The sequence below is a fragment of the Streptomyces sp. AN091965 genome, assembly GCF_022698285.1.
Classification (GTDB): domain Bacteria; phylum Actinomycetota; class Actinomycetes; order Streptomycetales; family Streptomycetaceae; genus Streptomyces.
This window is the reverse complement of the sequence record NZ_JALDMY010000001.1, coordinates 4880145-4892240: the sequence shown is the minus strand read 5'-3', so window position 1 is coordinate 4892240 and position 12096 is coordinate 4880145. Positions and strand designations below refer to the sequence as shown.

General features: G+C 72.8%; 10 protein-coding genes and 2 tRNA genes. 8 read left to right on the top strand and 4 right to left on the bottom strand.

The window, feature by feature from the left end:
• Window positions 1-156 precede the first annotated feature (156 nt).
• Window positions 157-633 (bottom strand): SSI family serine proteinase inhibitor, encoded by a 477-nt coding sequence (locus tag MQV74_RS20655; protein WP_242719769.1) that lies wholly within the window; start codon window positions 631-633, stop codon window positions 157-159.
• A 221-nt stretch (window positions 634-854) separates the two neighbouring features.
• Between MQV74_RS20655 and MQV74_RS20650 the strand changes: the two genes are divergently transcribed.
• From MQV74_RS20650 to MQV74_RS20615, 8 genes are all read left to right on the top strand, one after another.
• Window positions 855-946 (top strand) — tRNA-Ser (locus MQV74_RS20650).
• Window positions 947-1177: 231 nt separating this feature from the next.
• A tRNA-Arg gene (locus MQV74_RS20645) sits at window positions 1178-1250 on the top strand.
• Window positions 1251-1509: 259 nt separating this feature from the next.
• The gene (locus tag MQV74_RS20640) at window positions 1510-2412 is read left to right on the top strand and encodes a DUF2797 domain-containing protein (RefSeq protein WP_242719767.1); all 903 of its coding nucleotides are present in this window, start codon (window positions 1510-1512) and stop codon (window positions 2410-2412) included.
• A 403-nt stretch (window positions 2413-2815) separates the two neighbouring features.
• Window positions 2816-3241, top strand: a complete 426-nt coding sequence (locus tag MQV74_RS20635) for an antibiotic biosynthesis monooxygenase family protein (protein ID WP_308402290.1) — start codon at window positions 2816-2818, stop codon at window positions 3239-3241.
• A 259-nt stretch (window positions 3242-3500) separates the two neighbouring features.
• Entirely contained in the window at window positions 3501-4358 is an 858-nt protein-coding gene (locus tag MQV74_RS20630) for an amidohydrolase family protein (RefSeq protein ID WP_242728933.1), read from the top strand.
• A 216-nt stretch (window positions 4359-4574) separates the two neighbouring features.
• Window positions 4575-5324 (top strand): response regulator transcription factor, encoded by a 750-nt coding sequence (locus tag MQV74_RS20625; protein ID WP_242719765.1) that lies wholly within the window; start codon window positions 4575-4577, stop codon window positions 5322-5324.
• 249 nt (window positions 5325-5573) lie between these two features.
• Window positions 5574-7109 (top strand): MFS transporter, encoded by a 1536-nt coding sequence (locus tag MQV74_RS20620; protein ID WP_242719763.1) that lies wholly within the window; start codon window positions 5574-5576, stop codon window positions 7107-7109.
• Between the two features lie 156 nt (window positions 7110-7265).
• Entirely contained in the window at window positions 7266-8039 is a 774-nt protein-coding gene (locus tag MQV74_RS20615) for a TetR/AcrR family transcriptional regulator (RefSeq protein WP_242719761.1), read from the top strand.
• Between the two features lie 59 nt (window positions 8040-8098).
• Here the strand turns inward: MQV74_RS20615 and MQV74_RS20610 are convergent, their stop codons facing one another.
• From MQV74_RS20610 to MQV74_RS20600, 3 genes are all read right to left on the bottom strand, one after another.
• Window positions 8099-8917 carry a YceI family protein gene (locus MQV74_RS20610; protein ID WP_242719759.1) on the bottom strand — a complete coding sequence of 273 codons (819 nt, stop codon included), beginning with the start codon at window positions 8915-8917 and terminating at the stop codon, window positions 8099-8101.
• 112 nt (window positions 8918-9029) lie between these two features.
• Complete coding sequence (locus MQV74_RS20605) at window positions 9030-11558, bottom strand: MFS transporter (protein ID WP_242719757.1); 2529 nt, start codon at window positions 11556-11558, stop codon at window positions 9030-9032.
• A gap of 20 nt (window positions 11559-11578) precedes the next feature.
• Window positions 11579-12052 (bottom strand): MarR family winged helix-turn-helix transcriptional regulator, encoded by a 474-nt coding sequence (locus tag MQV74_RS20600; protein ID WP_242719755.1) that lies wholly within the window; start codon window positions 12050-12052, stop codon window positions 11579-11581.
• Window positions 12053-12096 lie beyond the last annotated feature (44 nt).

Genomic DNA, 12096 nt, shown 5'->3' with positions numbered 1-12096 from the left:
GGAGACTGCACGCAGAAGCTGTGAGGGCTTCGGTCCTGCCTGGTCACGGTGGGGGCGCGCGGCGCACTTCACCACGGCGCCGCACGGCACTTCGCGGAACTGCACGGCACCTCGCGGAACTAGGGGAATTCGTCCGCCACGCGCGCGTGGCGGACGTTACGCGCCGGTGGAGGGCAGGACCGGAACCAGCGTGTTCCACCGCGAGATCTGGCAGCCGTCGGTCCGCTTGAAGGAGGCGTCGACGGGCCGCCCCTGCCAGGTGCCCGTCACGTGGGCGGTCTGCGAGCCGCCGTACACCTGCGTGCACATGGCGTCGCGCGCCACCGGCCGGAAGGGGTCGGCGCCTTCGGCCGCGAGCCCGTCCAGACGTGCGCACGCGTCGGAGGGAGCCGGGTGACTGCCGGCGGCCGGGCCGCATTCGAGGTCGTACGTCCTGTGCGCCGTCCCGTCGTTCTCGGAGTACGTGACTTCGAGGTGGTCGCGGCTGACGAGGCCCAGGTGATCGCGGGTGATCAGGTCGGCGGGGGCCGCGGCGGCGGACGGCGCCGCGAGGGCGGCGAAGGAGGCGGCGACGGTCGTGACGGTGGCCGCGACGGTGGTGCGGAAGGGACGGCGTTCGCTGACGGTCCTCACGGAGGCTCTCCTGGGGTGTGCGGTTTCCACCTCGCGCCCACCGGTGGGGCGGGCGCCTACCACCCCCTCTAACGCCCCCGGCCCTGCCGCGTTGCGGGGGCCTCGGACGCTTTGCTCTTCGACCCGCGCGACTAGTACCGTGGAAGCCGCGATTGGTGGCGCGGCCCCTGGCTGTGTCATCATCTGCACGCACACCCGCGCTCGCGGAGGTGCATCAGGTTGGAGGCGTCGCCTAGTCCGGTCTATGGCGCCGCACTGCTAATGCGGTTTCGGGGTAACCCCCTGATCGAGGGTTCAAATCCCTCCGCCTCCGCACATGAGCTGAAGCCCCGGTCCACTGGACCGGGGCTTCAGTGCTTCCTGAGCCTTCCGACCGCTTCCGGCCGACCCCGCCCTCACCCCGCCCCCTCCACGCGCGGGAACGTTTTCGCAGGTCACAAGGGGTGAGGCCAATGGATTTCACATGGCGGCGGCAGTCATGTAATGTTCTTCCTGTCGCCGCGAGCGGGCCGAAAGGACCGGGAGCGAGACAAAAACAAAACAAGCACTCGTAGCTTAACGGATAGAGCATCTGACTACGGATCAGAAGGTTGCAGGTTCGAATCCTGCCGAGTGCACAGCAGGCCAGAGGCCCCGGAGAGATCCGGGGCCTCTGGCTTTTGTCGTCATCTCTCGGGGCCTCCCCGACGGGGTCGAAGGGCGTGGCTGGGAGCCGAGTGCAGGGTGGGCTGGGGGCCTCGTGCCGTCCGAGAGCAGGAACGTGATCAGGGCCGCGACCTCGGTGGGTTCGGTGATGCGGTCCGATGCCATGCCGAACGTCTGCGGGATGTCCGCGAGGAACCGGGGCGTCCCGTCCCGTTGTCAGTGGTGTGCGTCATGCTCGATCGCATGACGTGGTGGTGCACGGGGGTGCGGTGGCACGCGGAGGGCAGGCCCGCCCTCGGCTGGTACGCGCCCGGACGGGAGCCGCGCGAGAGCGCGCCGGAGTACGGGGCCGTGCTCGCCTTCCGCGCCCGGGGCGGGCGGCGGTGCCTCGGGGTGTGGCGCGGCGGACGGTGGACGCCGTGTCCGGTGGGCGCGGGGGTCGCGGCGCGGGCCACGCGGGGGCAGTGCGAGGAGTGCGCCCGCGTCGACCGGGCGCACTCGGTCGCCGCGGACACCTTTGCCGACGATCCACGGCCGTATCACGTGTACGTGGCGTGGTTCGGCCCCGACGTGGTGAAGGTCGGCATCACGCGGGTCGCGCGGGGCGGCACGCGCCTCCTTGAGCAGGGGGCGGTGGCGTACAGCTGGCTGGGGCGCGGCCCGCTGATGGCCGCCCGCCGCACCGAGGAACTGCTGCGCACCGCGCTCGGCGTGCCGGACCGGATTCCGTACGCGCGCAAGCGGGCCCTGCGGGCGCGGTTGCCGCCCCCGGCCGAGCGGGCCCGCGAGCTGGCGGAGCTGCACCGGAGGGCGAGCGGGCTCGGCGGGTGGCCCGAATCGCTGGAGCGGCTGCCGTACGCGTGCGTCGACCACGGGGAGGTGTTCGGGCTCGCGCTCGGGCAGGCGACGGGGGTGGTCGGCGAGCTCGTGGACGGGGGCGCGGTCGCGGGCACGCTGGTCGGGGCGGCGGGGCCCGATCTGCATCTGGAGGTGCGGGAAGGGGCGGGGCGCGGGGGTGTGGTGGTCGTGGACGGGCGGGTGTTGAGCGGGTGGCGCCTTGAAGCGGTGGCGGAGGGGGCGGGGGTGACGGTTCCGGTACGGGGGATACCTGCGGTGCAGGGCGGATTGTTCTGAGCCCCGGCTCGCGGCCCGCCCCTGTGGGCCTTGGGTCCTGTCGGCGGCTTGCCCCTGCGGGGCTCGGGTCCTGTGGGCGGCCTGCTCCTGCGGGGCTCGGGTCCTGTCGGCGGCTTGCCCCTGCGGGGCTCGGGTCCTGTGGGCGGCCTGCTCCTGCGGGGCCTCGGGCCCCGTCCACGGCCTGCCCGGCTGGTGGCCCGCGTCGTCGGGGGCCCGTCGTGCGGGCGGTCCGCTGCGGCCTGCCGCGGACGGCCCGGCTCGTCGGCAGAGCGCGGCGCCGCTGACCTGCCTCCGGGGCCGCACCCCCGGTTCGCTGACCGGAAGGTCAAAACTGGCTGCCCGTTCGGCAAGGCGGGCTCGCTGAGGTGGACAGGGGGTTCGGCCGCCGGTGACGGTGGGTGCCATGACTGATCACGTGCTGACTGATGACGAGCTGACGGAGTACGAGCCCGGCGACCGCGGGAGACCTGAGGTGGTAGGGCCCGTCGGCCCCTTCGAACCGCCTTACTACTCGGTCGTGTTCACCGCCCTGCGCACCGACGGTGACCACGGCTACGGGGAGACCGCGCAGCGTATGGACGAGCTGGTGGCACAGGTCCCGGGCTTCCTCGGGGCCGACTCGGCGAGGACGCCCGGCGGGCTCGGGATCACCGTCGCGTACTTCCGGGACCTGGACGCGGTGAAGGCGTGGCGGGACGCCCCGGAGCACCGGGAGGCGCGGAAGCGGGGCCGGGAGGAGTGGTACGAGCGGTACGTGGTGCACGTGGCCAAGGTGGAGCGGAGTTACGGGCAGGAGCGGGGAGCGGGGGTGGCCGGCGGTGGCGAGTGAGACCGGGGAACAGCGGCACGACCGGGAGGAAGCCGACCGGGAGGAAGGCGACGGGGAGGGCTTGGGGAAGTCCTCGGGGAGGCTTTCGGAGGAGGTGCCGGGCTTCGGTGTGGGGAGGCTTTCGGAGGAGGTCCCGGGTTTCGGTGCGGGGAGGCTTTCGGAGGAGGTCCCGAGCCTCGGCGCGGGGAAGACCTCGGGGGAGGGCGCGACGGGTGGGCACCCGCAGGCAGCCCCGGGGAAGCCGGGCGAGGCCGAGGCCGTGGTGGCGTTCTGGCGGAGGCTCGGGCTGCCCGGGCTCGTCGACGTGCACACGCACTTCATGCCGGAGCGCGTCCTCGCCAAGGTGTGGGCGTACTTCGACGGGGTCGGGCCGCTGACGAACCGGAAGTGGCCCATCGCGTACCGGCACGACGAGGAGCGACGGCTCGCCGTGCTGCGGGAGTTCGGGGTGCGGGCCTTCACCGCGATGCTCTATCCGCACAAGCCGGGCATGGCCCGCTGGCTCAACGGCTGGGCGGTGGACTTCGCGGCCCGTACGCCGGACTGCCTGCACACGGCCACGCTGTTCCCGGAGCCCGGCGTCGAGGGCTATGTGCGGGAGGCGGTCGAGGCCGGGGCCCGGGTGTTCAAGGCGCACGTACAGGTGGGGGCGTACGACCCGAACGACGCGCTGCTCGACCCGGCGTGGGGGCTCCTCGCCGACACCGGCACGCCCGTGGTGATGCACTGCGGCTCCGGACCCGTGCCCGGCAAGCACACCGGACCCGAGCCGGTGGGGCGGCTGCTCGCGCGCCACCCCCGGCTGCGGCTCGTCGTGGCGCACATGGGCATGCCGGAGTACGCGGACTTCCTCGACCTGGCCGAGCGGTACGGGGAGGTGCGGCTCGACACGACGATGGCGTTCACGGACTTCAGCGAGCGGGAGGCGCCGTTCCCGCGCGGGGAGCGGGCACGGCTCGCGGACCTCGGCGACCGGATACTGCTCGGCACGGACTTCCCCAACATCCCCTACGGGTACGGGCATCAGCTGGAGGCGCTGGAGCGGCTCGGCCTCGGCGACGCGTGGCTCAGGGGGGTGTGCCACGGGAACGGGGCGCGGCTGTTCGGGCTGGAGTGACGCCCCACGCGGCCGCCCCGGCCGCCCCGTGCCCCGGCCGCCCCGCGCCCGTGCCCCGCCCTCCCGCCACGCCCGAGGCCCGCCCTCCCGCCGCACCCGAACCCCGCCCTCCCGCCGGGCCGAAAGCCCCGCCCCGGCCACCGGCCCCACCCCCTTCTTAGGGAATTCACAGGAACCCGCAAGCCCCCTCTCACCCCCCGCGCCCACGCTGAAGGCATGACCACGACCTCGCCCCAGGGGCGTACCGAACTGCTCAGGCCGGACGGGAGTCCCGTCCGCGTGCTCGTCGTGGACGACGAGGTGTCGCTCACCGAGCTGCTGTCCATGGCGCTGCGCTACGAGGGCTGGGAGATCCGCAGCGCCAGTGACGGCCTGGGGGCCGTGCGGGCCGCGCGGAGCTTCCGGCCGGACGTCGTCGTGCTGGACATGATGCTGGCCGGCATGGACGGCCTGTCCGTGCTCGGGCGGCTGCGGCGGGAACTGCCGGAGGTGCCGGTGCTGTTCCTGACCGGCAAGGACGCCGTCGAGGACCGGATCGCCGGGCTCACGGCGGGCGGCGACGACTACGTCACCAAGCCGTTCGGCCTGGAGGAGGTCGTCGCCCGGCTGCGCGGCCTGATCCGGCGGACCGGGGCGGGAGCGGGGCGCCGCAGCGAGTCCGTCCTCGCCGTCGGCGACCTCACCCTCGACGAGGACAGCCACGAGGTGACGCGTGGCGGGCAGTCCATCCACCTCACCGCCACCGAGTTCGAGCTGCTGCGGTACTTGATGCGCAACCCGCGGCGCGTGCTCAGCAAGGCGCAGATCCTCGACCGGGTGTGGAGCTACGACTTCGGCGGCCAGGCCAACGTCGTCGAGCTGTACATCTCGTATCTGCGCCGGAAGATCGACGTGGGCCGCGAGCCGATGATCCACACCCGGCGGGGCGCGGGCTATCTGATCAAGCCCGCCCCGGTCGCGGTGTGACCGCGCGGGGCGACGCCGGAGGGACCTGAACTCCCGCCGGACGCACGCGAGTCGGCGAGCGAACGTGCGGTGGCCCGCCCCCGCGGGACGGGGCGCCTCTCCCGGGCCGCAGCCGCCCGCCCAGGGCCCGCGTCTTCGACTCGGCCAAAGGAGTGAGACCCTCCGAAAAATTCTTGTACAGCGTAAGACGGCTCCTCTACGGTGTATGACGCATTCGGCCTCATACACCGTAGAAGAGAAGGAGCCGCCATGACGGCGACCACCGCCGAGCCCCCCGAGGCGGCCGCCGCGCCCCGGGACCGGCACCCGCAGCGCTGGCTGATCCTGGGCGTCATCTGCCTCGCCCAGCTCACGGTGCTGCTCGACAACACCGTCCTGAGCGTCGCCATCCCGTCGCTCACCCGCGAGCTCGACGCCACGTCGTCCGACATCCAGTGGATGATCAACGCGTACTCGCTCGTCCAGTCCGGCCTGCTGCTCACGGCGGGCAGCGCGGCGGACCGCTACGGCCGCAAGAAGATGCTGACCGCGGGTCTCGTCCTGTTCGGCCTCGGCTCGCTCGCGGCGGGACTCGCGCAGTCCTCGACGCAGCTCATCGCGGCCCGTGCCGGGATGGGCATCGGCGGCGCGCTCCTGATGACCACCACCCTCGCCGTCGTCGTGCAGATCTTCGACGAGGACGAGCGGGTGCGGGCGATCGGCCTGTGGGCGACCGTGAACTCCCTCGGCTTCGCGGCCGGTCCGCTGCTCGGCGGCTTCATGCTGAACCACTTCTGGTGGGGCTCGATCTTCCTGATCAACATCCCGGTGGCGCTGCTCGGCGTCATCGCGGTGGTCCGTCTGGTCCCCGAGTCCAAGAACCCGCAGGGCGACCGGCCCGACCTGGTCGGCGCGGTGCTCTCGACGATCGGCATGGCCTCGGTCGTGTACGCGATCATCTCCGGCCCCGAGCACGGCTGGACGTCGGCGCACGTCCTGGTCGCGGCGGGTGTCGGCGTGGGCGTCCTGGCCGGGTTCACGGTCTACGAACTGCGGATCCCGTACCCGATGCTGGACATGCACTTCTTCCGGAACAAGCAGTTCGTGGGCGCGGTGACCGGCGCGATCCTGGTCGCCTTCGGCATGGGCGGCTCGCTCTATCTGCTCACCCAGCACCTGCAGTTCGTCCTCGGCTACGAACCCCTTGAGGCCGGGCTGCGCACCGCGCCGCTCGCGGTCGCCGTGGTCGTCCTGAACACGGTGGGCCTCGGCGCGCGCCTGCACGCCAAGCTGGGCACCCCCGGCACGATCCTGACCGGCATGACCATGATGGCGGGCGGACTCGTGGTGATCGCGGTGTTCGGCGGCCACGCCTACTCGGGCATGTTCACCGGACTCGTCCTGATGGGCGCGGGCATCTCGTTCTCCATGCCCGCGATGGCCAACGCGATCATGAGCGCGATCCCGCCGGAGAAGGCGGGCGTGGGCGCGGGCGTCAACGGCACGCTCGCGGAGTTCGGCAACGGCCTCGGCGTGGCGGTCCTCGGGGCCGTCCTCAACGCCCGCTTCGCGGCGCTCGTCGCGGTCTCCGCCACCTCCTTCCCCGCGGCCATGGCCGCGGCGGGGTCGGCGGGCGAGCGGGAGCGGATCTCCGACGCGTTCGCCTCGGGCCTGGAGACCAGCCAGCTCGTCGGCGCGGCCGCGGTCTTCCTCGGCGGCGCCCTCGCGGCGGCGTTGCTGTGGCGGGCCGAGCGGGCAGACTCGGGTCAGCGCGCGCAGGGTGCCGTGGACGGGGCGTCCGCGTAGACCGGTGGCCGAGTGTCCGCGGAGCTCCGCGGACCGGGCGCCCGCACGGCCCCGCGGACCAGGCGTCCGCATAGCATCGAAGCCGGGCGGGCCGGCACGTCACGGCCCGCCCGCCCGTACCCGTCGCGAACAGGACCCGTACCAGGAAGGTGCGCCATGGTGAAGGCAGCCGACCGCACGAAGCGAAGGGCGCGCACGAGTGTCTGGCTGGAGAGCAAGGCGCCGCGCGGCTCCGGCCGCAAGGGCGACCAGCCGTCCGGCCTCGACCGGGACCGCATCACCGAGGCCACGGTCCGGCTCCTGGACTCGGAGGGGCTGGCCAAGTTCTCCATGCGCCGCCTCGCCGCGGACCTCGACGTCACGGCGATGTCCCTGTACTGGTACGTGGACACCAAGGACGACCTGCTCGAACTCGCCCTCGACTCGGTCTGCGCCGAGGTGCGCCTGCCCGACACCACGACCGACCCGTCCGCGTGGCGCGCGCAGCTGCGCGACCTCGCGCGGGCCTACCGGGCGCTGCTGATCCGCCACCCGTGGGTGTCGCCGCTGGTGGGCCAGTTCCTGAACATCGGCCCGAACTGGCTGCGGTACTCCCTCGCCGTGCAGCGGGCCGTGCGGAACACCGGCCTCGCGCCCCAGCAGCGCAACGGCGCGATCGCCGCGGTGTTCCAGTTCGTGTACGGCTACGGCACGATGGAGGGCCACTTCATCGCGCGCTGCAACGAGGCCGGGATGACCCTGGAGGAGTACTTCCGCGACGCGGTCGGCACGGTGAACGAGGAGATGCCGGGCAACGAGACGATCCGCAGCGCCCGGGAGCTGATGAACTCCCGTACCGAGGCCACGGTCGTCGAGATGTGGGAGCGGGACTTCGAGACCGCGCTCGACCTGCTGGTCGCGGGCATCGAGGGCCTCCTGTCCCGGCCCTGACACCCGCCCCGGCACCCACCCCGGCATCCGGCCCGGAGCCCGGCCCCCAGGATCACCGGCTAGGCGCCCGGCAGCTCCTCGCCGCGCACCGTCTGGATGTCGAGCTCCACCCGCAGCGTCGTGCCGATCGCGGCGATCCCGGCCCGTACGACCTGGTTGTAGTGCAGGGCGAAGTCCTCGCGGCGCAGCTCGGCGGTGGCGCGGAAGGCGGCGCGGGTGCCGCCCCACGGGTCGGGGCCGGTGCCGAGGTAGGTCAGGTCGAGGTCCACGGGCCGGACGACGCCGCGCAGGGCGAGGTCGCCGCGCACCGTCCAGCGGTCGGCCCCGGCGGGCTCCAGGTCCGTGGACCGGTAGGTGATCTCCGGGTACGCCGCCACGTCCAGGAAGTCCGGGCCCTTCAGGTGTGCGTCGCGCGGGCCGTTGCCCGTGTCGATGGAGGCGGCCCGGATCACGGCCTCCACGCGCGACTTCGCCAGGTCGTCGGCGATGTCCACGCGCCCCGAGAACACGGTGAACCGCCCGTGCACGCTGGAGATCCCCAGGTGCTGGGCGACCGCGCCCACGGTGGAGTGGGCGGGGTCGATCGTCCACGGCCCGGCCGGGGGCAGCTCGGCGCCGCCCGCGCGGGCCAGCACCACCTCGCCCACGTCGGCGCGGCCGCTCGCGGTGACCAGGGCGGTGGCCGCGGCGGGCGCGTACCCGACGGCGGTCACGATGACGGTGTACGGCCCGGCCGCGAGCGCGGTGGCGTCCCGCACCACGCCGTCCGCGTCCGCGTCCACGCGCAGCAGCTGCGCCCCCGTCATGTCCGTGACGGTCACGACGGCGCCCGGCACCGCCCACCCGTCCCGGGTGCGTACGCGCGCGCTGATCCCCATCCCACAACTCCCGTTTGCTCTGTCACTGCTTGAGGTGAAGGTCCGGTCCGGGGCGGTGCCGGCTGGCCGTCCCCTGCCATCGCGTGCCGGCACCGCCCCGGACCGGGGTCGGTCACTCGCCCGGGTGGGCGAGCTCGATCTCGTGCCCGTCGACGCCGTCCCCGGCGACGACGAGGGCGGTGGCCACCGGCGGGAAGCCGGCGGCGATCACGGTGTACTCGCCGCCGTCCAGGTCGGTGAAGGCGTACGCCCCGTCCGTCCCGGTGGTCGCGCTCGCCACGACGTTGCCCGCCGCGTCCACGAGGGTGACCCGCGCGTCGGCGAGCGGCTCTCCGGCGGTCCGCACGGTGCCGAGCACCCGTGCGCCGGGCCGCAGTTCGGCCTCGACCCGGGTGACGCCCACGGCGGCGACCTCGACGGGCAGGGCCACGGGCCGGTGCCCGGCCGCGTTCACGGCGACGGTGACGGCGCCCGGCACGAGCTCGCCGAAGGCGAACGCGCCCTGCTCGTCACAGGCCCCGGTGGCGAGGACGTCGCCGCGCACATCGGTCACGACGACCAGCGCGCCGGGCAGCGGCTGCTTGCCCTCGGCGGTCCGTACGACGCCGCTGAGCCCGCTGGTGCCGCTCAGGAGCACGTCGTACGCGAGCGGCTCGTCGCCGACCACGACGGTCGAGGCCTGCGGCTGGAACCCGTCGGCGGCCGCGATGAGCACGTACGACCCGGCGCCGGGCGCGTCCACGGCGTACGAGCCGTCGGCCCGCGCCACCGAGCGCCCGAGCTGCTGCCCGCCGAGCGAGATCAGCGTGACCGCGGAGCCGGGCACGGGTGCGCTCTCGGCGCCGCGCACGAAGCCGCGCACCGGAATCCCGCCCCCGGCCGAGGGAACGGCCGACGGCGCGGCGGCCGAGGCCCGGACGGCGGGCGCGCCCTCCGCGGCGGCGGCGACGGCGGCGAGCACGGGCTCCTCAACAGGAGCCGGAGCCTCCGCAGCGGACCCGGCGGCCGGAGCGGCCGGAGCGGCCGGAGCGGACTCCACCGACGAGGCCGCCGCCCCGGCGGACCGCAGCGGAACCTCCTTGATGAACAGGGTGATCAGGAAGGCGACGAAGGCGATGGGCGCCGCGATCAGGAAGACGTCGGCGATGCCGTGCCCGTACGCGCTCTCCATGACGGTGCGGAACGGCGCGGGCAGCTTGTCCAGATCGGGGATTCCGCCACCGGCGGTCCCGCCGTGCCCGAACGCGGCGCCCTGGGGGCCGAGATCGGCGATGCCGTCCTTCACGTAGTCGGTGATCCGCGTGGACATCACAGCACCGAGTGCGGACACACCCATGGCCCCACCGAGCGACCGGAAGAAGGTCACCACGGAACTCGCGGCACCGATGTCCTCGGGATCCACCTGATTCTGCGTGCACAGCACCAGGTTCTGCATCATCATGCCGATGCCGAGACCCATCAGGGCCATGTAGACGGCGATGTGCCAGTACGGGGTGTCGTACCGCATGGTGCCGAGGAGCCCGAGACCGGCGGTCAGCAGCACGCCACCGCTCACCAGCCAGGCCTTCCACTTCCCGGTCTTGGTGATGAGCTGCCCGGAGACAGTGGACGAGACGAACAACCCACCGATCATCGGAATCGTCAGAACGCCCGACATGGTCGGCGACTCGCCCCGGGCCAGCTGGAAGTACTGGCTGAAGAACACGGTGCCGGTGAACATCGCGACGCCCACGAACAGCGAGGCCGCCGAGGCGAGCGTGATGGTCCGGTTCCGGAAGAGCCGCAGCGGGATGATCGGCTCGCTGGCCCGCGACTCCACGAGCAGGAACAGCAGCCCGAGCAGGACCGCGCCACCGACCATCGTGTACGTCTGCCACGACAGCCACGCGTACTTCTTGCCCGCGCCGCTGCCCGCGAAGGTGATCCAGACGAGCAGCAGGGACACGGCGCCCGAGATGAGCAGCGCCCCGCCCCAGTCGACCTTCACGTCCCGCTTGACCACGGGCAGCTTCAGGGTCTTCTGAAGGACCACAAGAGCGATGACGGCGAACGGCACGCCCACGTAGAAGCACCAGCGCCAGCCGAGCCAGGAGGTGTCGGTGATGACGCCGCCGAGCAGCGGCCCGCCGACGGTGGCGACGGCGAAGGTGGCGCCCAGGTAGCCGGAGTAGCGCCCGCGCTCGCGCGGGGCGATCATCGCGGCCATGACGATCTGCGCGAGCGCGGACAGACCACCGACGCCGATGCCCTGCACGACGCGGCAGGCGATGAGCATGCCCGCGTTCTGCGAGAGCCCGGCGACAACGGACCCCAGCACATAAATGACAAGAGCGATCTGGACGAGCGCCTTCTTGCTGAACAGATCGGACAGCTTGCCCCACAGGGGCGTACTGGCCGTCATGGACAGCAGCGCGGCGGTGACGACCCAGGTGTAGGCGGACTGACCGCCGCCGAGGTCGCCGATGATCTCGGGCAGGGCGTTGGAGACGATCGTCGACGACAGGATCGCGACGAACATGCCGAGCAGCAGGCCGGAGAGCGCCTCCATGATCTGGCGGTGGGTCATCGGCGCGCTGTCGTGCGGATGCCCTCCGTGCTTGGCATGGCTGCCCCGCACACCGGACGGTGTGGATGTTGCCATGGGGTTCCTTCTCCTGGTTCTTACGCGGGTGTACGGGTGGGTGCCGCGACGCGCGGCGCGGCGGACCTGCAGTCCCCGAAGCTGTCGCGGAGGCGGGCCATCAAGGCGGTGAGCAGGCCGACTTCGTCGTCGGACCAGTCGCTGAGCCGCTCGGCGAGCAGCCGCGTGGTGCACTCGGAAAGGACTTCCATCTGCCGTTCACCGGCGGGGGTGAGGCGCAGGATGCGCGTGCGCTTGTCGGCGGGGTCGGGGGACCGGTCGATCCAGCCCCGCTCCGCGACGTGCGCCACGTGCCTGCTGGTCACCGACATGTCGACGGCGAGCAGCTCGGCGAGCCGGCCCATCCGCATCTCGCCGTAGCGGCTCAGCAGGGTCAGGACGGCCGCCGAGCCCGCCGGGCAGTCGTGCGGCAGGATCCGGGCGAGGTCGCGTTTGACGGCGCCGATGGCGCTGAGTTGGCGGGCCAGCTCCTCGTACTGACGCTGAGCGGCCACGGCACCCTCGCTTTCGTTGCTTAGGGCAACGATAAAAGCAGTTG

Bases quoted from the DNA above. Each gene is read 5' to 3' on its own strand.
- MQV74_RS20610 (WP_242719759.1), bottom strand. From the start codon at position 8,917: ATGGGGATCAGCGCGCGCGTACGCACCCGGGACGGGTGGGCGGTGCCG.
- MQV74_RS20635 (WP_308402290.1), top strand. From the start codon at position 2,816: ATGACTGATCACGTGCTGACTGATGACGAGCTGACGGAGTACGAGCCC.
- MQV74_RS20625 (WP_242719765.1), top strand. From the start codon at position 4,575: ATGACCACGACCTCGCCCCAGGGGCGTACCGAACTGCTCAGGCCGGAC.
- MQV74_RS20605 (WP_242719757.1), bottom strand. From the start codon at position 11,558: ATGGCAACATCCACACCGTCCGGTGTGCGGGGCAGCCATGCCAAGCAC.
- MQV74_RS20620 (WP_242719763.1), top strand. From the start codon at position 5,574: ATGACGGCGACCACCGCCGAGCCCCCCGAGGCGGCCGCCGCGCCCCGG.
- MQV74_RS20615 (WP_242719761.1), top strand. From the start codon at position 7,266: ATGGTGAAGGCAGCCGACCGCACGAAGCGAAGGGCGCGCACGAGTGTC.
- MQV74_RS20640 (WP_242719767.1), top strand. From the start codon at position 1,510: ATGCTCGATCGCATGACGTGGTGGTGCACGGGGGTGCGGTGGCACGCG.